The organism is Streptomyces sp. NPDC002088 (assembly GCF_040296605.1).
GTDB lineage: Bacteria > Actinomycetota > Actinomycetes > Streptomycetales > Streptomycetaceae > Streptomyces.
This window is the reverse complement of record NZ_JBEOXO010000001.1, coordinates 644,266-664,514: the sequence shown is the minus strand read 5'-3', so window position 1 is coordinate 664,514 and position 20,249 is coordinate 644,266. Positions and strand designations below refer to the sequence as shown.

At 71.2% G+C, this 20,249-nt stretch carries 21 protein-coding genes and 2 pseudogenes; 9 read left to right on the top strand and 14 right to left on the bottom strand.

Going from position 1 to position 20,249, the window contains the following annotated elements:
* Positions 1 to 43: 43 nt before the first annotated feature.
* Complete coding sequence (locus ABT114_RS03095) at positions 44 to 1,129, bottom strand: DUF5937 family protein (protein WP_351137908.1); 1,086 nt, start codon at positions 1,127 to 1,129, stop codon at positions 44 to 46.
* Between the two features lie 99 nt (positions 1,130 to 1,228).
* On the opposite strand from ABT114_RS03095, the gene ABT114_RS03090 reads away from it, so the two are divergent.
* Positions 1,229 to 2,470, top strand: a complete 1,242-nt coding sequence (locus tag ABT114_RS03090) for an MFS transporter (RefSeq protein WP_351137905.1) — start codon at positions 1,229 to 1,231, stop codon at positions 2,468 to 2,470.
* Here ABT114_RS03090 and ABT114_RS03085 read toward each other — a convergent pair.
* Positions 2,433 to 2,882: pseudogene (locus tag ABT114_RS03085) on the bottom strand (site-specific integrase); the annotation flags it as partial. The gene ABT114_RS03090 and the pseudogene ABT114_RS03085 overlap by 38 nt on opposite strands.
* Positions 2,883 to 2,887: 5 nt before the next feature.
* Between ABT114_RS03085 and ABT114_RS03080 the strand changes: the two are divergent.
* A pseudogene (locus ABT114_RS03080) lies at positions 2,888 to 3,188 on the top strand (gfo/Idh/MocA family oxidoreductase); the annotation flags it as partial.
* 24 nt (positions 3,189 to 3,212) lie between these two features.
* Here ABT114_RS03080 and ABT114_RS03075 read toward each other — a convergent pair.
* From ABT114_RS03075 to ABT114_RS03050, 6 genes are all read right to left on the bottom strand, one after another.
* Positions 3,213 to 3,908, bottom strand: a complete 696-nt coding sequence (locus tag ABT114_RS03075) for a L,D-transpeptidase family protein (RefSeq protein WP_351137903.1) — start codon at positions 3,906 to 3,908, stop codon at positions 3,213 to 3,215.
* 141 nt (positions 3,909 to 4,049) lie between these two features.
* Positions 4,050 to 5,321 (bottom strand): MFS transporter, encoded by a 1,272-nt coding sequence (locus ABT114_RS03070; RefSeq protein ID WP_351137901.1) that lies wholly within the window; start codon positions 5,319 to 5,321, stop codon positions 4,050 to 4,052.
* A 58-nt stretch (positions 5,322 to 5,379) separates the two neighbouring features.
* Positions 5,380 to 6,177, bottom strand: coding sequence for an SDR family NAD(P)-dependent oxidoreductase (locus ABT114_RS03065; protein WP_351137899.1), 798 nt, complete (start codon positions 6,175 to 6,177; stop codon positions 5,380 to 5,382).
* Positions 6,178 to 6,258: 81 nt separating this feature from the next.
* On the bottom strand, positions 6,259 to 7,173 hold the full coding sequence (locus ABT114_RS03060) for an SDR family oxidoreductase (protein ID WP_351137897.1): 915 nt from the start codon (positions 7,171 to 7,173) through the stop codon (positions 6,259 to 6,261).
* Positions 7,174 to 7,307: 134 nt separating this feature from the next.
* Positions 7,308 to 7,937 carry an MBL fold metallo-hydrolase gene (locus ABT114_RS03055; protein ID WP_351137895.1) on the bottom strand — a complete coding sequence of 210 codons (630 nt, stop codon included), beginning with the start codon at positions 7,935 to 7,937 and terminating at the stop codon, positions 7,308 to 7,310.
* The gene (locus ABT114_RS03050; RefSeq protein WP_351137893.1) at positions 7,937 to 9,025 is read right to left on the bottom strand and encodes an S-(hydroxymethyl)mycothiol dehydrogenase; all 1,089 of its coding nucleotides are present in this window, start codon (positions 9,023 to 9,025) and stop codon (positions 7,937 to 7,939) included. The genes ABT114_RS03055 and ABT114_RS03050 overlap by 1 nt, the downstream gene beginning before the upstream one ends.
* Before the next feature lie 198 nt (positions 9,026 to 9,223).
* On the opposite strand from ABT114_RS03050, the gene ABT114_RS03045 reads away from it, so the two are divergent.
* Together ABT114_RS03045 and ABT114_RS03035 are read left to right on the top strand one after the other, a co-directional pair.
* Complete coding sequence (locus tag ABT114_RS03045; protein WP_502987077.1) at positions 9,224 to 10,912, top strand: MBL fold metallo-hydrolase; 1,689 nt, start codon at positions 9,224 to 9,226, stop codon at positions 10,910 to 10,912.
* Positions 10,909 to 11,655, top strand: coding sequence for a sulfite exporter TauE/SafE family protein (locus ABT114_RS03035; RefSeq protein ID WP_351137891.1), 747 nt, complete (start codon positions 10,909 to 10,911; stop codon positions 11,653 to 11,655). The genes ABT114_RS03045 and ABT114_RS03035 overlap by 4 nt, the downstream gene beginning before the upstream one ends.
* A 24-nt stretch (positions 11,656 to 11,679) precedes the next feature.
* Here ABT114_RS03035 and ABT114_RS03030 read toward each other — a convergent pair whose 3' ends face one another.
* The gene (locus tag ABT114_RS03030; RefSeq protein WP_351137889.1) at positions 11,680 to 11,967 is read right to left on the bottom strand and encodes a metal-sensitive transcriptional regulator; all 288 of its coding nucleotides are present in this window, start codon (positions 11,965 to 11,967) and stop codon (positions 11,680 to 11,682) included.
* 87 nt (positions 11,968 to 12,054) lie between these two features.
* Between ABT114_RS03030 and ABT114_RS03025 the strand changes: the two genes are divergently transcribed.
* Positions 12,055 to 12,621: a rhodanese-like domain-containing protein gene (locus ABT114_RS03025; RefSeq protein WP_351137887.1), complete on the top strand. Its 567-nt coding sequence runs from the start codon at positions 12,055 to 12,057 to the stop codon at positions 12,619 to 12,621.
* A 114-nt stretch (positions 12,622 to 12,735) separates the two neighbouring features.
* Here ABT114_RS03025 and ABT114_RS03020 read toward each other — a convergent pair whose 3' ends face one another.
* Positions 12,736 to 13,656 (bottom strand): helix-turn-helix domain-containing protein, encoded by a 921-nt coding sequence (locus ABT114_RS03020; protein ID WP_351137885.1) that lies wholly within the window; start codon positions 13,654 to 13,656, stop codon positions 12,736 to 12,738.
* A 105-nt stretch (positions 13,657 to 13,761) separates the two neighbouring features.
* Between ABT114_RS03020 and ABT114_RS03015 the strand changes: the two genes are divergently transcribed.
* The 4 genes from ABT114_RS03015 (at position 13,762) to ABT114_RS03000 (ending at position 16,652) form a co-directional block, all read left to right on the top strand.
* Positions 13,762 to 14,361 carry a non-oxidative hydroxyarylic acid decarboxylases subunit B gene (locus ABT114_RS03015; protein ID WP_502987273.1) on the top strand — a complete coding sequence of 200 codons (600 nt, stop codon included), beginning with the start codon at positions 13,762 to 13,764 and terminating at the stop codon, positions 14,359 to 14,361.
* Positions 14,362 to 14,391: 30 nt separating this feature from the next.
* Positions 14,392 to 15,816, top strand: a complete 1,425-nt coding sequence (locus ABT114_RS03010; RefSeq protein WP_351137883.1) for a non-oxidative hydroxyarylic acid decarboxylases subunit C — start codon at positions 14,392 to 14,394, stop codon at positions 15,814 to 15,816.
* Between the two features lie 41 nt (positions 15,817 to 15,857).
* Positions 15,858 to 16,106 (top strand): non-oxidative hydroxyarylic acid decarboxylases subunit D, encoded by a 249-nt coding sequence (locus tag ABT114_RS03005; RefSeq protein WP_351138204.1) that lies wholly within the window; start codon positions 15,858 to 15,860, stop codon positions 16,104 to 16,106.
* 177 nt (positions 16,107 to 16,283) lie between these two features.
* A complete protein-coding gene (locus tag ABT114_RS03000; protein ID WP_351137881.1) occupies positions 16,284 to 16,652 on the top strand; it encodes a nuclear transport factor 2 family protein in 369 nt (122 codons plus the stop codon).
* 24 nt (positions 16,653 to 16,676) lie between these two features.
* Here the strand turns inward: ABT114_RS03000 and ABT114_RS02995 are convergent, their stop codons facing one another.
* Genes ABT114_RS02995 through ABT114_RS02980 form a run of 4 tightly spaced genes read right to left on the bottom strand, consistent with a single transcriptional unit; the run spans position 16,677 to position 19,805 of the window.
* Entirely contained in the window at positions 16,677 to 16,895 is a 219-nt protein-coding gene (locus ABT114_RS02995; RefSeq protein WP_351137879.1) for a winged helix DNA-binding protein, read from the bottom strand.
* 57 nt (positions 16,896 to 16,952) lie between these two features.
* Complete coding sequence (locus tag ABT114_RS02990; protein WP_351137877.1) at positions 16,953 to 18,176, bottom strand: cytochrome P450; 1,224 nt, start codon at positions 18,174 to 18,176, stop codon at positions 16,953 to 16,955.
* Between the two features lie 13 nt (positions 18,177 to 18,189).
* Positions 18,190 to 19,581: an NAD(P)/FAD-dependent oxidoreductase gene (locus ABT114_RS02985; RefSeq protein ID WP_351137875.1), complete on the bottom strand. Its 1,392-nt coding sequence runs from the start codon at positions 19,579 to 19,581 to the stop codon at positions 18,190 to 18,192.
* On the bottom strand, positions 19,578 to 19,805 hold the full coding sequence (locus tag ABT114_RS02980; protein ID WP_351137873.1) for a ferredoxin: 228 nt from the start codon (positions 19,803 to 19,805) through the stop codon (positions 19,578 to 19,580). The genes ABT114_RS02985 and ABT114_RS02980 overlap by 4 nt, the downstream gene beginning before the upstream one ends.
* Positions 19,806 to 20,249 lie beyond the last annotated feature (444 nt).

The following is a 20,249-nucleotide window of genomic DNA, read 5'->3' as shown; positions in this document are numbered from 1 at the left end:
CGGCCTGGTCCTCAACGCACTTGTGCTGTTCAACACCCGCTACTCAGCGCAGTACGGCCGCCAGTAGGTCGACCCCCAGCGCCGTCAGATCGGGCAGATTGACGGTGTAACGGACGTAACGACCGTGCCGCCGGGCCGTGAGCAGGCCAGCGCGGCGCAGGACAGCAAGGTGGCGGGAAACCTCCGGGGGTGAAAGTTCCCAGGCGTGGGCCAGCTCACCGGTGGTGTGCGGGCCGCGGGCCAGGGTGCGCAGCAGCCGCAGCCGTACCGGATGCGCGAGTGCCTCCAGCCGTAGCGTGACCGTTTCCAGCGATACCGGCTCCGGTGGACTCGGCTCGGCGACGGGGTACTGCACCACCGGCTGCCACCCGGGTGCGTGGACCGCCACCAGGTGTGGGCGGCCGAAGACGCTGGGGAGGAAGGTGACCCCGGTGCCGTGGGCGGCGGTCGCGTTGTCCTGCAGCTTGTCCACGATGATGCAGGTGCCGTCCGGCGCCAGGGTCACGGCGCTGGAGACCGATGCGAGTGCCGCGCCGATGCCCTGGCGCTTCAGCAGGTCGTTCTTCAGGCGCAGGTCGGTGGCGAGTTGCACGGCGACGCCCGTCCAGGCAGCGTCGAAGAAGGCCTCGGCGCACTGTTCGAGGGTGTGACGCACCCGTGCCCGCACGGCGGCCGGATCCGCGAGCAGCCGTTCCGCGAAGGCCTCTTGGAGCGCGCCGCGGGCCTGGGCCAGGTCCAGGGCACGGTCGCGCGCCGTCGCGTCGGTGAGCGGCGACGGCGCGGCGAAGTGGACCCGGTTGCTGCCGCACGTGGTGATGAGCGCGGCGGTCACATAGGTTTCATCGTCGATCCGGTCCACATCGTCCAACTCCTCGGCGAGGGTCGGCCGGGGACGAGCGGGGACCAGGAAGTCGGCTCGTGAGGAACGCCAGAGGAACTCCGCCTCCCTGAGCCGCTCGGCCAGCTCCGGCCGCAGCCCGGCCCAGACGTCCCCGGCCCAGCCGGCGAGCTGCGGGTGATGCGCGGGTTCGGCCAGCACGTGCAGCATCGCGGTCAGCTCGGCCAGCGGGGAGGCAGCGAACCGCAGTCGCCCGGACGGCAGGCCGCCGATGTCGATCCTCAACGTCATCCCCTCATCATCGATGCTCGGATGGCCGACGGCCGCGTCGATTGACGGTGTCCGTCAACCGACGTGGCCGGCCCGGCGGCCGAACGCACCGTTGGCGCCATGGCAACCACCACCAAGCTCCAGCCGCGCGCCCTCGTCCGTGCCTCCGGAGGCCCCCGCTATGCCGTCGCCCTGGCCGTGGATGCCCTCGGCACCGGCATGCTGCGGCCCTTTCTGCTGCTCTACGGGGTGACGGTGCTGAGGCTGTCCCCGTCGGCCACCGGCATCGCCATGACGGTCGGCATCGTCGTGGGTCTGGTGTGCATGCCCGCGGTCGGCCGATGGCTTGACCGGGGCGCACGCAGCGCGGTCGTGGCAGCGTCGATGCTGGTGCGGGTGCTGGGGGTGGCGCTGCTGCTGGCCGCCCCGGCGGGGCACGTCCGGCTGTTCGCGACGGCGGCACTCTTCCTCGGCATCGGCAACCAGGCATGGCCGGCCGCCCATGCGGCCCTCGTGGCCACGGTCGCCCACGGCCGCGAACGCGACGCCGCTCTCGCGGCAGGCCGCGCCCTGCGCAACGCCGGCCTGGGCGCGGGCGGTCTCCTCGCCGCCGCGTGCCTGGCGGGCGGCACCGCCGCATTGCAGGCGCTGGCAGCCGTCACCGGGCTCGCCTATCTCGCCGCGGCAGCCTTGGCCTGGTCGGTCCACCTGCACACGCATCCGGCCGCTGCTCCGGCCGAGGACAGGGCCGACGGGCCCGCACCTCGGATGCGCGCGCTGCTGGCCGCCAACGTGGTCTACGTCTTCTGCCTCAACGTCCCCGAAATCGCGCTCCCCCTGGTCCTGGTGACACAGTTGCACGCATCCCAGGTGTGGTCGGCAGCCATCTTCGTGGCGAACACGGTGCTGGTGGTCACCCTGCAGGTGCCAGTCACCGTCCTGATGTCCCGCTTCTCCCGGCGGACCGTGCTGGCTCTCGCCGGCGTGGTACTCGCCGCGTCCTACCTCGGCTTCCTCGCGGCCACCTCACTGGGACACGGCTGGAGTGCCCCGGCCGTCGCCACGGTGTCCGTGGTCTGCACCATCGGCGAGATCATCTATGCCGGCAGCGCCACCGCGCTCGTCACCGCCCTCGCCCCGGCCCATGTCCTGGGACGCGCCCTCGCCCGCTTCCAGCTCTCCACGGGCTTCGGTCTCGCCGTCTCCCCGGCGGCCATCACCGCTCTCGCCTCCCGCGGCGAGGCCGCCCTCTGGGGCAGCCTCGCCGCCGCGACGCTTCTGTCCGCCTCCGCCGTTGCCACCGAGAAGGATCAAGGAACGGGGCTCAGCGGTTGCTGCCGCCAGGCGCGAGCAGGCTCGTGAGCTCGGCGATCGCCTCGGGGGACGGCTTGAAGCAGCGGCGGACGTTCTCCGGCTTCTTGTGGCGGGACTTCGCCATCAGCATCAACAGCGAGGCGCCCTGTTCGCCGAGGTGGGTCAGGGCGGAGTGGCGGTACTCGTGCAGGTCCCAGCCCGTGCCCGGTCCGCGCCGGGCGGTGTGCTCGTCGAGCAGGGCGCGGGCCTGCCCGTAGGAGAGACGAGCCAGGCCGGTGTCCGGGCACACGTCGCGGGGGCGGACGACCTTGCCCGGCCCCGGGCGGCGGTGGGTGACGAACACCGGCCCGCGGGTGCGGCCTTTCAGCAAACGGGGCAGCAGCCGAGCGGTACCGGCATCCCAGTACACGGGCTCCAGCACGTAGTCCTCGCGAGCCTGGCCCCGGCGGCGGGCGCGCCTTCCCCGACCCGTCCCACCAGCACATCGCGCCGGAGCTGCGGGCCGCCTTCACGTCCGGTTCGGCTCCGGTGCACGACCCGATCCCGGCTGCCGCGGGAGTTCGACGACCTGCACAACGGGCACGAGGACGGCCACCACTTCCTGGTGGACGACTTCGTGACCGTCGTCAACACCCGCACCCTGCCGTCCGTGAACGCGTGGGTGGCCGCCCGCTACACCCTGCCGGGCATCGTCGCGCACGAATCCGCGCGGCACGGCGGAGTACGGCTGGAGATCCCGGACTTCGGGGACGCGCCCGAGGCGTGAGCCGCCCGGACGGGCCGGGTGCCGTCAGGTGCCCGGCTTGCGGCCGTACACGAAGACGTCGTCGCCCTTCTTCAGCAGCGACCAGTACTTCTTGGCGTCGGTCTTGGTCATGTTGACGCAGCCGTGCGAGCCGGGCGGGTTCCACATGCTGACGCCGACCGAGTGGAAGGCCTGGCCGCCGTCGAAGAACTGGCTGTAGGGCATCGGCACGTTGTAGAGGCTGGAGACGTGGTCGATGTCACGCCAGTAGATCTTCTTCAGGCCGGTGCGGGTCTCGTAGCCGTTGCGGCCGGTGCGGACCGGGACGGGGCCGTAGACGAGCTTGGTGCCGTCCTGGACCCAGCTGAGCTGGAGCGTGAGGTTGACACAGGCGATGCGGCCCTTGTTGGTCGGGCACTTGCCGTCCTTGTCGGGCTTCTTTCCGACGGCCTTCTGCTTGTTCATGAGGTCCATCACGCCCCAGGTGACGGACCCGGCGTAGCCGATGTTCGGCGTGATGCCGTGCTTGGTCTGGAAGGCCTGGATGGCCTTGCAGTCGGCGGACGACTGCTTGCCGTCGACCGGCCGGCCGAGGAACTTCTCCACCTGCTTCTGGTACGGACCGGTCTGCGTCGTACAGCTCGCGGCCTGTGCCGGTGCGGCGGTGAGCGCGAGTGTGAGCGGGGCCACCAGTCCGGTGATCCCGAGTGCGACGGCGCCCCGTCTGCGTATGTCCCCCATGGCGGACCTCTCCCCTGCGTGTTTCCGGTGATTCCTGCCTGCTAGACCGGTGTGCGGGGGTGTCGGTTGTACGGCCGTTCGAGCTGTGACGAAACGGTGAACTTCGGCAGCTCCAGGACACCGAACGAGTGCCGCGCGCCCTCACTGCGGTGCGGCTTTCCTGACCGGCGACGGTGCCGGTGCCTGCTGCTGCGGCAGTTCGCGACGCGTGCGGACCGGCGAGAGGAAGACCGGCAGGAAGGACACCGCCAGCAGGGCGCCGCCGACCCACAGGGTGGCCCGTACGCCGGCCAGTTCACCGATGAGGCCGGAGACGGCGGCGCCGACCGCCAGCGCTCCCGTCAGGACAAAACGGAACGTGGCGTTCATACGGCCGAGGAGGTCGTCCGCCGTCATCCGCTGGCGCAGGCTCACGCCGAGGACGTTGTCCATGCCGGTCTTGAACATCGCCAGTATCCAGCCCGCCCCGGCGATCCACAGCCAGGGGCCGCGGCCGATCAGCGGCACCAGCAGCCCGGCCGGCGCGAGCACCGCACCGGCCAGGCCCAGGATCCGACCGTGTCCGATGCGCCGGGCGAGGGGGCGGGCGCATCGGGCGCCGAGCAGGAGGCCGACGCCGCCGGCCGCCCAGTACAGACCCAACACGCCTGCGGACAGGCGGAGTTCGCGAACGAACAGGATCGGCAGCATGGTGTTGACGATCTGCGAGCCGAGGTTGGTGAGGGCGGCGGTGGACGCGAGGGCGCGCAGCTCCGGGTTGCCGAAGACGTGCCGCAGGCCTTCGGCGACCTGCCTGCGCAGTGAGCTCCGCCCACGGAAGCCGGGCGAAGCCTCCTTGTGGCGGATCGCGGTGAGCTGGAGCGCCGAGGCGAGGTATCCGGCCGCCGCGCAGAGCACGGCCACCGGCGCGCCGAGCAGTTGCACAAGGCCGCCGCCCGCGCCGCGCCCGGCGACGTTGCTCACCGCCTGCAGGCTGACGACGGCGGCGTTCGCCTGCACCAGGGCCTCGCGGCCGACGAGTTGGGGCAGTGTGCTCTGCGAGGCGACGTCGAAGAACACGGACGCGCAGCCGTTGAGCAGGACGACCGCGTACAGCTGGCCGAGAGTCAGTGCGTCGAGCCACCAGGCGAGCGGCACGGAGGCGAACGACAGCGCGCGGGCCAGGTCGGCCAGGACGAGCAGCCGGCGGTGCCGCATCCGGTCCACCCAGGCTCCGGCCGGCAGCCCGATGAGCAGGAACGCCAGCGTGCTGAGCGTGGCGAGGGCGCCGACCTGGCCGGGGCTCGCGTCGAGCGCGGCCACGGCGATCAGGGGTACGGCGACATAGCTGACGTTCGTGCCGAGCTGGCTGAGCGCGGTCGCGGCGAACAGGGTGCGGAAGTCGGCGGTACGCCAAGGGGATTCGAGCAGCACATGAGAACGCTGCCCGAGCCCGACATCGCAGCACAAGTGAAAAGATCTACATGAACTGTTAAGTGTCTCTACGGCGTCGGATTGCCGCGTGGAATCCGGTGTTGACCGCGGTGAGGCCCCCGTCGACCGTCAGGGCCGTGCCCGTGATCCAGGCCGCGTCACGCGAGGCGAGGAAGGCGACGGCGGCGGCGATGTCCTCCGGCTCGCCGACGCGGCCCAGGGGGTACAACTCGCCGATCGCGTCCAGTTCGGCGTCTCGCCCCTCCCACGCCGTGGTGCGCACGGTGCCGGGTACGACCATGTTGACGCGGACCCCGCGGGCGGCGGCGCGTCCCGCGAGGGTGCGGGTCAGGGAGCCGAGGCCGGCCTTGGCGGCGCTGTATGCGTGGTTGCCGAAGTCCTGGAGGCCGTTGACCGAGCCGATGCTGACGACGGCACCGCGTCCGGAGGCGACGAGGTGCGGAAGGGCGGCGCGGCAGCAGCGGTAGGCGCCGGTCAGGGTGAGGTCGAGGTCGCGGGCCCACACGTCGTCCGGTTCGTCCTCGAAGAGGGGCGCGTCCGGGGTACAGCCGTAGGCGTTGTTGACCAGCACGTCGAGCGAGCCGAAGGCGTCGACGGCATAGGCGACCGCGGCCTCGACGGAGGCCCGGTCCGCCACGTCGCAGGCGAACGCCTCGGCACCGAGCCCCTGTTCACGCAGAGCCGCCGCGGTCCGGTCCGCCGCGGGCAGGTCGACGTCGGTCAACAGCACCCGCGCCCCCTCCCGGGCGAGCCGGCCGGCGGTGGTGGCGCCGATGCCACGGGCGGCGCCGGTGACCAGTACCGCGTACCCCTCGAAACGCGTCATGTCCGTCATGGAGCCGACGGTAGTGCCGTGACGATCAGCCGGGCAGATCTCGTGCGGAACGAGATCCGCCGTCACTGACCGGGACCGACCTCACCGATACCCGGTCACGTCCGCCGGCTTCCCCCGGTCCTGCACCTCCACGAGGTAGCGCCAGGCGTCCGGGCGGCTGCCGTCGAGGTCGGTGAAGCCGTACTCCCGGGCGAGGCCGCCGCTGGAGAGGGAGCGGCCGTTGAAGCGGGCCACGTCGGGGTCGGCGGCGAGGGCGGCGACGGCGCGGCCCACGTAGCGCGGTGTCTCGGAGATCGCGAAGTGGGGGGCGCGGTCGAGGGCGTCGCGCCAGTTCTCCTCCCGCACGCCGTAGTTGTCGAGCATCATCTCGGAGCGCAGCCAGCCGGGGGTGAGCGCGACAGCGGTGGCGCCGCGGGGTCCGAGTTCGTGGCCGAGGGCGAAGGCCATGCGCAGGACGGAGGCCTTGGCGAGGTCGTAGAAGAAGTTGACGCGGTAGGTGTCGCGGTTGTACTCAGCGGTTCCGTCCGTCATCTCGACCACCAGGCCGCCGGGCCCGCGCAGCAGCAGGGGCAGGGCGTGGTGGCTGGTGATCGCGTGTGTCTCGACGGCGAGGCGGAGCAGCCTGAGCCCGTTGTCGAGGTCGTGCTCCCAGACCGGGGTGTCCCACTCGAAGAGTTTCTCGCCGCCCCAGATGTCGTTGACGAGGACGTCGAGGCGGCCCTGCTCGGCCTCGACGCGGTCCACGACGGTGCGGACCTGCGCCGGGTCGAGGTGGTCGGTGGGTACGGCGATGCCGTGGCCGCCGGCCGCGGTGACCAGGTCGGCGGTGTCCTCGAGGGTCTCGGGGCGGTCGTACTCGGAGCGCCGGGCGCGGGTGCTGCGTCCGGTCACGTAGACCGTGGCGCCCGCCGCGCCGAGTTCCACCGCGATCCCGCGTCCCGCTCCGCGCGTGGCCCCGGCGACCAGGGCGACCTTGCCTTCCAGCGGTCCGGACATGTCCGACCTCCCGTGCTCGTACGACCGGTGTCGGGTACGAGCGTGGCGGGTAAGCCGGACATCTCCCGTCGCCTTTTACGGGTTTTACGGGCGGTCCCCCGGCCGGGCGTGCACCAGGCGAGCGCTGTCCCGGGTCAGTGCCCCCGGGCGATCCACTCGTCCAGGTGCGGGGCTTCGCCGCCGATGGTCGTCGGGTCACCGTGGCCGGTGAGGACCTTCGTCTCCGGTGGGAGGGTGAGGAGGCGGTCGCGGACGGAGTCGATGATCGTCGGGAAGTGGGAGTAGGAGCGACCGGTCGCGCCGGGGCCGCCCTTGAAGAGGGTGTCGCCGGTGAAGACCACGGCCAGCCCGGGGTCGTAGAGGCAGACCGCGCCGGGCGCGTGGCCGGGGGTGTGCAGAACGGTCAGGTCGGCGCCCGCGGCCTCGATCACCTGGCCGTCGGCCAGGTGGGCGTCGGGCTCGCGGTCCGGGTGGGTCAGCTTCCACAGCGGCAGGTCGTCGGGGTGCAGCCAGATCGTGGCGCCGGTCAGGTCCGCGAGGGCGGGCGCGGCGTCGATGTGGTCGTTGTGGGCGTGGGTACAGATGATGGCCTTGAGGCGGCGGTCGCCGACGGCCTCGGCGATGGCCTCGGCGTCGTGGGCGGCGTCGATGACGACGACCTCGTGCTCGTCGCCGACGATCCACACGTTGTTGTCGACGTCCCAGGTGCCGCCGTCGAGCGTGAACTGCCCGGAGGTAACGAGTCGTTCGATGCGGGCGGTCATCACAGCACCACCACCGAGCGCAGGACGTCGCCCTGGTGCATACGCTCGAAGGCCTTCTCCACCTCGTCGAGCTGGATGGTCTCGGTCACGAACGCCTCCAGGTTCAGGCGGCCTTGCAGGTGCAGGTCGATCAGCATGGGGAAGTCACGGGAGGGCAGGCAGTCGCCGTACCAGGAGGACTTCAGCGCGCCGCCGCGGCCGAAGACGTCCAGCAGCGGCAGTTCCAGCTTCATCTCCGGGGTCGGTACGCCGACCAGGACGACCGTGCCGGCCAGATCGCGGGCGTAGAAGGCCTGCTTGTACGTCTCCGGGCGGCCGACCGCCTCGATGACGACGTCGGCGCCGAAGCCGCCGGTCAGCTCGCGGATCGCCTCGACCGGGTCGGTGTCCTTGGAGTTGACCGTGTGGGTGGCGCCCATCGTGCGGGCGGTCTCCAGTTTGCGGTCGTCGATGTCGACGGCGATGATCTTCGCTGCGCCGGCCAGGTTCGCCCCGGCGACGGCCGCGTCGCCGACCCCGCCGCAGCCGATGACGGCGACGGTGTCGCCGCGACCGACGTTGCCGGTGTTGATCGCGGCGCCGAGACCGGCCATCACGCCGCAGCCCAGCAGCCCGGCCACCGCCGGGGAGACCGACGGGTCGACCTTGGTGCACTGACCGGCCGCGACCAGGGTCTTCTCGGCGAAGGCGCCGATGCCCAGGGCCGGGGAGAGCTCCTGGCCGGTCGAGGCGAGGGTCATCTTCTGCTTCGCGTTGTGGGTGTCGAAGCAGTACCAGGGGCGGCCTCGCAGACAGGCGCGGCAACGGCCGCACACGGCACGCCAGTTGAGGATCACGAAGTCGCCGGGCTCGACGTCGGTGACGCCCTCGCCGACCGACTCCACGACGCCGGCCGCCTCGTGACCCAGCAGGAAGGGGAACTCGTCGTTGATGCCGCCCTGCTTGTAGTGCAGGTCGGTATGACAGACGCCGCAGGCCTGGACGCGTACGACGGCTTCTCCGGGTCCCGGATCCGGCATGACGATCGTCTCGATCCGCACCGGCTCGTCCTTGCCCGGTGCGATCACACCGCGTACTTCCTGCGCCATGGTGCTCAGCCCTTCCGTCGTCGGATGTCCGTCCCTCTCCGACCCTACGCGTGACTGATCAGTAAGGGCCTGCCCGGGGGCCGTCACGCCACCTCCGGCCATCACCTATCAATACCCCCCGGGGTACCTCTGCTACGGTGGCAAACATACCCCTGGGGGTAATTGGTCAGCGTGTTTCACGAGGAGAGGAGTGCTGCCGTGTACTTCGTCGACACGATCGACGTGCCGGGACTCGGCAACCGCGGCTACCTGGCGGGCGGGGCGCACAGCGCCGTGGTGGTCGATCCGCCGAGGGACATCGACCGGGTGATCGCGGCCGCTGCGCGGCGGGGCGTGCGGGTGACGCACGTCGTCGAGACCCACGTGCACAACGACTACGTGACCGGGGGTCTCGAGCTGGCGCGGACGACCGGTGCCGCGTACCTCGTGCCCGCCGGTGCGGGGGTCGCGTACGCGCACACGCCGGTCGCGGACGGGGACGCCGTGGAGGTCGCGGACGGTCTGACGCTCCGCGCACTCGCCACGCCGGGACACACCCCGCACCACACGTCGTACGTCCTGGAGGAGGCCGGACACGCGGTGGCCGTCTTCACCGGCGGTTCCCTGCTGATCGGCACGGTGGGCCGCCCCGACCTGGTCGAGCCCCGGCTGACCGCGCGGCTGGCGCGAGCCCAGTACGACTCCGCGCACCGGCTGGCCGACGGGCTGCCGGACGACACCGCGGTCCTGCCCACGCACGGCTTCGGCAGCTTCTGCTCCGCCACGCAGGCCGCGGGCGGGGCGACGACCACCATCGGCCAAGAGCGCGGCGTCAACGAGGCGCTCGTCAAGGACGTCGACACCTTCGTCGCCGACCTGCTCGCGGGGCTGGACGACGTACCCGCGTACTACGCGCACATGGGTCCCGTGAACGCGCGGGGCCCCGCTCCTGTGGACCTGACCCCGCCGCGCCCCGCCGACGCGGACGAGATCGCGGCGCGGCTGGCCGCCGGGGAGTGGGTGGTCGACCTGCGCAACCGGATCGCGTTCGCCGAGGGACACGTCGCCGGGTCGCTGAACTTCGCGGCCGAGGGACAGCTCGCCACGTATCTGGCCTGGCTGCTCCCCTGGGGCAGGCCGGTCACCCTGCTCGCCGAGTCGGCCGAGCAGCTCGCCGCCGCTCAGCGCGAACTCGTCCGGGTCGGCATCGACCGACCGGCCGCGGCAGCGACCGGCTCCCCCACAGACTGGGTGCGCACGGGTGAGCGGTCGCGCTCCTTCCCGCGCGCCGACTTCGCGGACCTCGCGGCACGCGGGAACGACTCGATCGTGATCCTCGACGTGCGCCGCGACTCCGAACGCCGGGACGGGCACATCAGGGGCTCACTGCACATACCCCTGCACCGGCTGCGTGACCGGCTCGCGGAGATACCGGACGGCACGGTGTGGGTGCACTGCGCCGGCGGCATGCGGGCCGCGATCGCGGCCTCACTCCTCGACGCGGCGGGGCGCGACGTCGTCGCCGTCGACGACAGCTTCGACGCGGCGCGCGCGGCCGGGCTCCCGATGGCCCGGATCACTCCGGCCGAGGCTCAGGAGCGGGCGGCCGCGGGTGCCGCCGTACTCCTCGATGTCCGGGAGCAGGACGAATGGGCGTCCGGACACGCTCCCGGTGCCGTCCACACCCCGCTGTCCGCCCTGACCACGGGCAGCGACCTGCCCCCGGCCGCCCACGGCCGCCCCCTCGTCGTGCTCTGCCGCTCCGGCAGGCGCTCCCGCGAGGCGACGGCCCTGCTCACGGCTCGCGGAGCCGACGCGGTGGACGTCGTCGGCGGCATGGTGGCGTGGGCCGGGGCGGGACTGCCGGTGGTGGGTGGCGGGACCGACGGCAGCCGGCCGACCCCGTGACCGCACTCGTTCTCGCCCTTGTCGCCGGTGCCGTCACCGGCATCTCGCTGGGTGCGCTGGGTGGCGGCGGCAGCATGCTGGCCGTACCGGCGCTGATCTACCTGCTCGGTTTCACCCCGGCCGCGGCCACCACCGCGAGCCTCGTCGTCGTCACCGTCACCTCCGCCACGGCGCTGGCCGCGCACGCTCGGGCGGGCGCCGTGCACTGGCGGGGCGGCGCGATCTTCGCGGCGGCGGGGCTCGTCCCCGCCGCGCTCGGCGGGGCGCTCTCCGCGCGTCTGCCGTCCGCCTTGCTCACCGGGGCGTTCGCCGTGATCGCCGGCGTCGCGGCGCTGCGTATGCTGCGCCCCTCGGCCTCCGAGCAGGACGGCATACCGGTACGCCCGGTCCGGGTCGCCGGAGCCGGGGCCGGGCTCGGCGCCGTGACCGGGGTGCTGGGCGTGGGCGGCGGCTTCCTCGCCGTACCCGCCCTGGTGAACGTGGTCGGCCTGCGCATGCGGGTCGCCGTCGGCACGAGCCTGCTGGTCATCACCGTCAACTCGCTCGCCGCGCTCGCGGCTCGCACGGGATCGGCGGTGACCGTCGACTGGACGCACGTCGCGCCGTTCGCCGCGGCCGCGGTGCTCGGCGCCTGGGACGGCAGGCGGCTCGCGGCCCGGATCTCCTCGGACCTGCTCCGCCGGCTCTTCGCCTGGGCGCTCCTGCTGGTGGCCGCGCTGATGCTGGCCGACGCAGTGGTGTGACCCGCGCCCCGGCCGAGGGCGGCCCTACGCCAACGACAGGAACAGCTTCTCCAGCCGCGCCTTCATCTGCTCCGTCGTCTCCGCTCCGCCCCCGCCGTTCCCGGATTCGGTCAGGCACTGCTGGAGTCCGGTCGCGATGATCGCGAAGCCGGCCCGGTCGAGGGCGCGGGAGGCCGCGGCGAGCTGGGTGACGACGTCCTCGCAGTCGCGCCCCTCCTCGATCATCTTGATCACTCCGGAGATCTGCCCCTGCGCCCGGCGCAGCCGGTTCAGCACCGACTTGAGCTCATCGCCCTCGAACTGCAGCTCCACGACTACTCCTCTACATACCCGTGGGGGTATTCTACCTCCCCCTCGGATTTCCCAGCCCCGCTCACTTCACCCAGGAAGGATCCCACTGTGACCACTCCCTCCGCCCTCGACGCCGACGAGGCCCGCGCCCGCCTGCCCCAGTTGACCGTCATCGACGTCCGTACACCGGGCGAATTCGCCGCCGGGCATCTGCCCGGCGCCCTCAACATCCCCCTGGACCAGATCGGGCGCGCCGTTCCCACGCTCCGCGAGGTCCGCGGCGAGCTGCTCGTGGTCTGCGCCTCCGGGGCGCGTTCGGAGAACGCTTGCCGCGTCCTCGCCGAGCACGGGGTACGGGCCCTGACCCTGACCGGCGGCACGCAGGGCTGGGCGGAGGGCGGTCACGAACTGCACCGCCCGGCGCCGGGCACCCGCACCACCTGGTCCATGGAACGGCAGGTCCGCCTCACCGCGGGCGGCCTGGTGCTGGCCGGTCTGGGCCTCGGACTCCTGCATCCCGCCTGGCAGTTGGTCTCCGCGGGCATCGCGGGAGGCCTGGTCTTCTCTGCGCTCACCAACACCTGCGGCATGGCCGCGCTGCTGGCCAAGCTGCCGCACAACCGGCCGCGTCCGGCCGACCTCGACGCGACCCTGGCCGCAGTGGCGCGGCGGTAGTCGGATCGGGGCCCCGATCAGGGTCGCGGCCCCGATCAAGGTCAGGGACCCTATCAAGGTCAGGGCCCCGGCCACTGCCGGCCAGGCAGCGGTCACGGCCGGCCCGACGGGCGGTCACTGCCCCGCCCCCCGCACCCGCGCGCGGAATCCGGCCGGGGTCTCGCCCGCCCGATGCCGGAAGAACTTGGTGAACACTGTCGCGTCGGGGAAACCGAGCCGGTCGCCGACGGCGGCGGCCGGCAGATCGGTGTGCCACAGGAGCCGCCGGGCCTCCAGCATGACCCGGTCGTCGATGAAGCCCTTGGCCCCGCTGCCGACGGCGGCCCGGGTCACCCGGGTGAGGGTACGGACGCTGTAGCCGAGCATCTGGGCGTAGTCCTCCACACGGTGGGTCCGCGCGAAGTCCCGCTCGACGGCCTGCTGGAAGCGGCGGAACGGCTCGCTGCCGGCGCCGGCGGCCTCCTGCGCGCCCTGTGCGTGGGTCAGGCGCAGGACGAGGACGGAGAGCAGATGGCGCAGCACGTCGATGTGCACCTCCAGCGGCAGGCCGGCCAGCCGCCGGTACTCGCTCTCCAGCAGGTCCAGGACGCCGCGCAGGGCCACCGCATCGGCGCCGGCGGGCCTGAGTGGCGTCCGCCAGGTGGGCTGGTCGACCCGCGCTGACTCCACCGTCGCGGGACTGAGGAAGCCCGGCGTGAACAGGACGACGGTGCCCTCGGCAGCCGTGAGGTCGGAGTCGTACTGGTGGATCTGGCCGGGGCGCAGCCACAGCCAGTCACCCTCGGTCAGCTCGTACTCGCTGAAGTCCAAGGAACAGCGCAAAGTGCCGGCGTGCACGGTGAGCAGCTCGTGAAAGGCCAGCCGCTTCGGCGGGTACAGGTCCAGGCCGTGACCGTGGGCGCGGTCGAGCAGGCCGGGAAAGTCGAGGACCTCGGCCCCAGGCGGCGCTCCGGCGGTGGCGCGATAGGGCACCGACGTGACGTCGGCCCGCGCCGCTTCTCCCCTGCCACCCCACGGGTGTCCGTTTCTGTCCATGGCTTGTCCTCACGATACGCCGCTGGGCTCGTAGGACGGCCCTAGCGTGAAGGAGCGGTGACCGAAACAGTCGCCGCGACCGTCCCGCCGTACGAGCCGAGGGAGCTGACCACCGTGCGTCTGATCGTGGGCATGACGGGAGCGACGGGTGCCGTGTTCGGCGTCCGGCTCCTGCAGAACCTGGCCGAGCTGCCGGGGGTCGAGACGCATCTGGTGCTGAGCCGCTGGGCTCGGACCACGATCGAGCTGGAGACCGGGCTGTCCGTCACCGACGTCGCCGCGCTCGCCGATGTCACGCACCGGCCCGAGGACCAGGGCGCCGGCATCTCGTCCGGATCGTTCCGCACGGACGGCATGGTCGTCGTGCCGTGCTCGATGAAGACCCTGGCCGGCATCCGCGCCGGATACGCGGACGGGCTGATCGGCCGGGCGGCGGACGTGGTCCTCAAGGAGCGGCGCCGGCTCGTCCTGGTGCCGCGCGAGACGCCGCTGAGCGAGATCCATCTGGAGAACATGCTCGATCTCGCCCGCAAGGGCGTGCAGTTGGTGCCCCCGATGCCCGCCTTCTACAACCACCCCAGCTCCGTGGACGACATCGTCGACCACGTCGTGGCCCGCGTCCTCGACCAGTTCGACCTGCCCGCCCCGGCCGCCCGTCGCTGGGAGGGCATGCGTGCCGCCCGCGACCTGCGGCCCGCCGTCTGAGCCCCCAAACACACACGAGAGGACTACCCCATGGCCTACGACGATCTACGCGACTTCCTCGACGCCCTCGACAAGGAGGGTCAACTGCTGCGTGTCACCGATGAGGTGCTGCCGGAGCCGGACGTCGCGGCGGCCGCGAACGCGGCGCCGCGCCTCGGCGACTCGGCTCCCGCCCTCTACTTCGACAACGTCAAAGGCTTCACGAACGCGCGCATCGCCATGAACGTGCACGGCTCCTGGGCCAATCACGCGCTCGCGCTCGGTCTGCCGAAGGAGACGACCACGAAGGAGCAGGTGGAGGAGTTCGTCCGCCGCTGGGAGAAGTTCCCGGTCGCGCCCGAGTGGCGGGCCGATCCGCCGTGGGCGCAGAACACCCTGGAGGGCGACGACGTCGACCTCTTCCGCGTACTGCCCCTGATCCGGCTCAACGACGGCGACGGCGGCTTCTACATCGACAAGGCCGCTGTCGTCTCGAAGGACCCGGACGACCCCGAGCACAGCGGCAAGCAGAACGTCGGCATCTACCGCATGGAGGTCAAGGGCAGGCGCAGGCTGGCGATCCAGCCGGTGCCGGTGCACGACATCGCCCTGCACCTGCGCACGGCCGAGGAGCGTGGCGAGGACCTCCCGGTCGCCATCACGCTCGGCAACGACCCGGTGATCACGATCGCGGCGTCGACCCCGATGAAGTACGAGGAGAACGAGTACGAGCTCGCCGGCGCCCTGCGCGGTGCGCCCGCGCCGATCGCGAAGGCCCCGCTGACCGGGCTGCCGGTGCCGTGGGGCAGCGAGGTCGTGATCGAGGGAGTCATCGAGGGCCGCAAGCGGGAGATCGAGGGCCCCTTCGGCGAGTTCACGGGTCACTATTCGGGCGGCCGCAGCATGCCGGTGATCCGGATCGACCGGATCTCGTACCGCACGGATCCCGTCTTCGAGCACCTCTACCTCGGCATGCCGTGGACGGAGTGCGACTACCTGATCGCGGCAAACACGTGCGTACCGCTGTACCAGCAGCTCAAGGCCGACTTCCCCGAGGTTCAGGCGGTCAACGCGTCGTACACGCACGGCCTGGTCGTCATCGTCTCCACGAAGAAGCGGTACGGCGGCTTCGCCAAGGCGGTCGGGATGCGGACCCTGACCACACCGCACGGGCTCGGGTATGCCACGACCGTGATCGTCGTGGACGAGGACGTCGATCCCTTCAACCTGCCGCAGGTCATGTGGGCGCTGTCCACCAAGATGAACCCGGACGGCGACCTGGTCGTCGTGCCCAACCTGCCCGTCGTGGAGCTCGCCCCGCAGGCCCGGACCCCGGGCATCGTCGACAAGCTCGTCATCGACGCCACGACACCCGTCGAGCCGGACCGCCGCGGCAATTACGGCACCCCCGTCAGTGACCTGCCCGAGGCCGCCGAGTGGCTCACCCGGCTCCGGCTGCTCGCTGCCCGCCGCTGATGCTCCGTCATCTCCAGTAAAGGACAACCGACATGGCCGACATGGCCGACACGACCAGCTGCCCGCGGTGCGCGTACAACACCGTCGAGCACGTCTTCGCCTCACCCGTACCCGGCGTCTGGGACGTCCTCCAGTGCGCCCGGTGCCTCTACATGTGGCGCACCAGCGAGCCCGCCCGCCGTACCCGGCGCGACACCTACCCCGACAGCTTCAGGATGACCGTCGAGGACATCGGGAACGCCATCGAGATGCCGACCGTACCGCCCCTGCGGCCCGCTCCCGTCACCTGACGAACTGCCGCACGGCCCGGGCGAAGGGCCGCCCACTCGGGGCGGCGTCGCTCCGCTCACCCGTCAGGCGGAGCGCTCCGGCAGCGCTTGCCGTGCCCGCTGGGACGGAGGAGGCTCGAAGATGAGGTCCTTTGCGGCCCGTTCTTCCTCGGGCCGCGGCCCTCGAAGGAGGTCACCATGGGCACCGCGGCGGCAGGCTCCGCCTTCGACACCGACACCCTGCGCCAGGGCATAGAAGGAACCACGCCGGCGACGCTTCTGTCGCTCTACGCGGACGACGCCGAGATACGCGTCATCGACCGCAACAGCCAGCCCAGCCACCCCAAGGTTCTGCACGGCCGTGACGAGATAGGCGCGATGCTCAACGACGTCTACAGCCGCGACATGTCCCACAAGCTGGAGAACTGCGTGGTCCAGGGGGACCGCGCGGCCTACAGCGAGTCCTGTCAGTACGCCGACGGGGTTCGCGTCCTCGCCGAGTCGATGATCACGCTGCGCGACGGCAAGATCAGCGAACAGATCATGATCCAGGCATGGGACGAGTAGGCAGGAGATCGGCGAGGGTCCAGGTCAGCGCCCGGCTGACCTGGACCTTCTCGGCCCGGGCGGGGCTGGGGACAGCTCGGTCCGCCCAGTCTCGGCGGCCACGACCAGTTTCCGCAGCAGGTCTGCGAGTGTCCGCTTCTCTGCTTCGCTCAGTACTGCGAGCAGCGCGTGCTCGCCCGCGTCCTCCGACACCGCGTGCTCTTCGAAGGCGGCGTGACCGGTGTCGGTGAGCCGGACCTTCACCCGCCACCGGTCTCCGTCTCGTGGGTACGGGTCAGCCAGTGCCTCGGCTGTCGCCGCTCACTGGCCGCCACTCTGCTCGATGTGCAGATGGAGCGGACCGCGAAGGACGGGGCTGCGCCGGTACGGCGGTGGGTCGGCGACCAGGCTGGGCCGGTCGAGCCGGCGTACCAGCTCGGTCAGCGCGATCTGGGTTTCCAGCCGGGCCATCGGGCCGCCGAAGCACAGGTGGATGCCGCTGCCGAACCCGAGGTGCTGGTTGTCGCGCCGATCGGGGTCGAAGCGGTCGGGATCGTGGAAGCGGTTCGGATCGCGGCTGCCCGAGGCCAGCATGAGCATGATCTGCGAGCCCTTGGGGATGACGGTGTCGGCGACGGTGATGTCGCTGTACGCCGCCCGCCAGGGAATGATGTGCACGGGGGGTTCGTAGCGCAGCAGTTCCTCGACCAGCGGCACGACCAGGTCGGGTTCGTCGCGCAGTCGCTGCAACACTTCCGGGTGGCGCAGCAGCGTCAGCATGCCGTTGGTGATGAGGTTGACGGTGGTCTCGTGGCCGGCGATCAGCAGCAGGTTGGCGGTGCTGACGATTTCTTCGTCGGTCATCCGCCCGTCGGGCCCGTCATCGTTGGCCAGCCGTGACAACAGGTCCTCACCCGGCCGGCCGTGGCGCTGCTCCAGCAGCCCACCGAGGTACTGGCGCAAGTCCTTGGTGGCCTGTACGCCGTTGTCCAGCTTTTCCTTCGGGTCGGTCTTGGGGTTGTAGTCGATCGAGTCGATGATGGCGTTCACCCACAGGCGGAACTTCGGTTCGTCCTCACGTGGCACGCCGAGCAGGTGGCAGATCACGGTGACGGGGAACGGGTAGGCGAAGTCGTCGACGATGTCGATCTGCTCTTTGCCCGCGAAGCCGTCGATCAGACTGCTGACGATGGCGGTCAGGTCGTCTTCCATGCCGGCCACCAGCCCCGGGGTGTGCGGGGGGCCGAAGTGCCGCATCGCCATACGCCGCAGGCGGTCGTGCTCGGGCGGGTCGAGGTTGATGAACGCCGGCGTGGCACGTGCCTCCATTCCGGGCATCGGACGCGACAGATTGCGGACGTCGGAGCTCAGGTGCGGGTTGTGCAGGATGTCCGTGAGCTCGCGATAGGTGCTGATGACGTAGCTGCCGTCCTCCTGCCGGGCCACCGGCGTCTTGCGCAACTCGGCGTACAGCGGGTACGGATCGGCCCGGGAGGAATAATCGAGGATCCGCTGCAGCATGTCGGGCGTCTCGGTCGTCGTCATCTCGCTCTCCCTCCTACCGGTGCTGCTGCACGGACGTGACGCGCCGCTCACTCGGGTCATGGCCGGTGACGACCACAGTGGCGCCCTGGGCGAGCAGCATGGGGCCGGGGAAGTCGACGGGCACCGGTTTCATGTCGACGGGCTGGTCGGGCGTGGGGCTGGGCGGCGGGAAGGGTGCGGCCGTCTCGATCAGCTGCCGGTAGTGGTCCAGCCACTTCGCGTTGTTGAAGCTGACCGCTGCGGTGACGCGGCCCCGGTAGCCGTACGCGGCGACAAACCGGCGGTCTGACACCGAGCCCTGGGAGACGACCACCTCGTCGGCGAAGGTCGGCACCCCGACGGTCTTGATGTTGACGCCGAACTGGATCGACCAGAACACCGGGATGGACAGGTGGGGCCAGCGGTCCGCCTGGGCACTGACCATGTTGTGCGCCGCGACCTCGGCCTGCTCCACGGCATTGGCCCAGTGCTCCAGCGAGATGAGCCGGTACTCGTAGATAGGGTTCGGGCAGCGTGCCACGTCTCCGGCGACGAAGACGTCGTCAGTGATCAGGCCGTTGAGGTCGAGGGCGCGGCAGCCCGTGTCACAGGCGATTCCCCAGACACCTGCCGCCAGCCCCGAGCCCCGCAACCACTCGGTGTTGCGGATGCCCCCGAGTGCCACCACCGCCACGTCGGCGTCGATCGTGCTGCCGTCGTCGAAGTGAGCGCGGCGAAGCCGCCCCTGCGCGTCGCCCTCCAACTGCGTGACCTTGACACCGCACCGCAGGTCGACGCCGTGAGCGCGCTGCAGGTCCGCCGCGACGTCACCGATCAGGGCGCCGAGCGCCCCGACCAGCGGGGCCGGCGCGAGTTCGGCGACGGTCACCGGGATGTCCCGCTCGCGGCAGATGGAAGCGATCTCGGAGCCGGTGAATCCCGCACCGATGACCAGGACGCGGGAGGGCCCGGCGGCGAGGGCTCGCTGCAGGCCCTCGGCGTGCTCGCGCGTGCGCAGCACGAACACTCCGTCCAGGGCCGCCTCGGTCTCGACGAACCAAGGCCGGGCCCGTACCCCGGTAGAGATCAACACCCGGTCGAAGGGAACCTCGCGTCCGTCGGCGAGACGCACCTGGTTGGCCGCCAGGTCCAGCCCGCTGGCGGGCACGCCCAGCAACCACTCCGCATCGATGTCACGACGTCGCGGCAGCGTGGTATCCCCGGCCGACACCCACCCGGTCAGGACCTGCTTGGACAGGGGAGGCCGGTCGTAGGGCTCGCCCAACTCGTCACCGATCATGGTCAACGATCCGGTGAAACCCTCGTTGCGCAGCGCCTCCGCGGCCCGCAGTCCCGCCAATGACGCCCCGACGACCACGATGCGGCCATCACGCTTGAACGCTCGCAGGGTGTCGGCGGTACTCATGACGGCGACGCCTCCACCGGTGCGTCCCGTCCCTCCAACTGGTCGACCAGAATCGCCTGGACCGGGCAGGCCGCCGCGGCGCGCAGCACCCGGTCGCGTAGGGCGTCGTCGGGCTTCGGGTCGTACATCAGCGCCTCCTCGCCGTGCATCCGGAACGCGTCCGGAGCCAGGAACGCGCACTGCGCATACCCTTCGCACCGGGAAAGATCAACGACGATTCTCATCCCGACCTCCACGCCAGGGACTGCAGAACTGCGGGCCCTCAAGCCGGTGCCGATCCGGCGCGCACAACGCGAGACAGGCTTGAGAGAAGGGATTTCGGCCGTTGCCGACCTGTGCGAGGTGCGAGAAGTGCGAGGGGGTGGACCGCGCTTGTCGGGTCTCCGCAGAAAGAATGGATCATCGCGACGAGGGCGACCGGCGTCTGCACAACCGCCTCGAGAACTTGACCTTGATGTAAAGAGGCTATCCCGCGCGCACATCACCCGCATCCTGGCAGAGGGATGCCCTACCGATCTGGTGCCGGAGTCGCATTGCTCCCGGCCCCGGCGGCGGGTGAGGCAGATCAGGGCGGCGTGGTGGAGTTCAGCTTCCACGCATTTCTTGCCGTCATCGCAATAGGCTCGCAACTCAGGGCTGCTCAGCGAGGCGAACGAGCCAGAAGCAGG

Coding starts and splice junctions, on each gene's coding strand:
- ABT114_RS03090 (WP_351137905.1), top strand. CDS start 1,229: ATGGCAACCACCACCAAGCTCCAGCCGCGCGCCCTCGTCCGTGCCTCC.
- ABT114_RS03075 (WP_351137903.1), bottom strand. CDS start 3,908: ATGGGGGACATACGCAGACGGGGCGCCGTCGCACTCGGGATCACCGGA.
- ABT114_RS03065 (WP_351137899.1), bottom strand. CDS start 6,177: ATGACGGACATGACGCGTTTCGAGGGGTACGCGGTACTGGTCACCGGC.
- ABT114_RS03020 (WP_351137885.1), bottom strand. CDS start 13,656: ATGGACAGAAACGGACACCCGTGGGGTGGCAGGGGAGAAGCGGCGCGG.
- ABT114_RS03055 (WP_351137895.1), bottom strand. CDS start 7,937: ATGACCGCCCGCATCGAACGACTCGTTACCTCCGGGCAGTTCACGCTC.
- ABT114_RS03060 (WP_351137897.1), bottom strand. CDS start 7,173: ATGTCCGGACCGCTGGAAGGCAAGGTCGCCCTGGTCGCCGGGGCCACG.
- ABT114_RS02985 (WP_351137875.1), bottom strand. CDS start 19,581: ATGAGTACCGCCGACACCCTGCGAGCGTTCAAGCGTGATGGCCGCATC.
- ABT114_RS03050 (WP_351137893.1), bottom strand. CDS start 9,025: ATGGCGCAGGAAGTACGCGGTGTGATCGCACCGGGCAAGGACGAGCCG.
- ABT114_RS02990 (WP_351137877.1), bottom strand. CDS start 18,176: ATGACGACGACCGAGACGCCCGACATGCTGCAGCGGATCCTCGATTAT.
- ABT114_RS03000 (WP_351137881.1), top strand. CDS start 16,284: ATGGGCACCGCGGCGGCAGGCTCCGCCTTCGACACCGACACCCTGCGC.
- ABT114_RS02980 (WP_351137873.1), bottom strand. CDS start 19,805: ATGAGAATCGTCGTTGATCTTTCCCGGTGCGAAGGGTATGCGCAGTGC.
- ABT114_RS03005 (WP_351138204.1), top strand. CDS start 15,858: ATGGCCGACACGACCAGCTGCCCGCGGTGCGCGTACAACACCGTCGAG.
- ABT114_RS03095 (WP_351137908.1), bottom strand. CDS start 1,129: ATGACGTTGAGGATCGACATCGGCGGCCTGCCGTCCGGGCGACTGCGG.
- ABT114_RS03010 (WP_351137883.1), top strand. CDS start 14,392: ATGGCCTACGACGATCTACGCGACTTCCTCGACGCCCTCGACAAGGAG.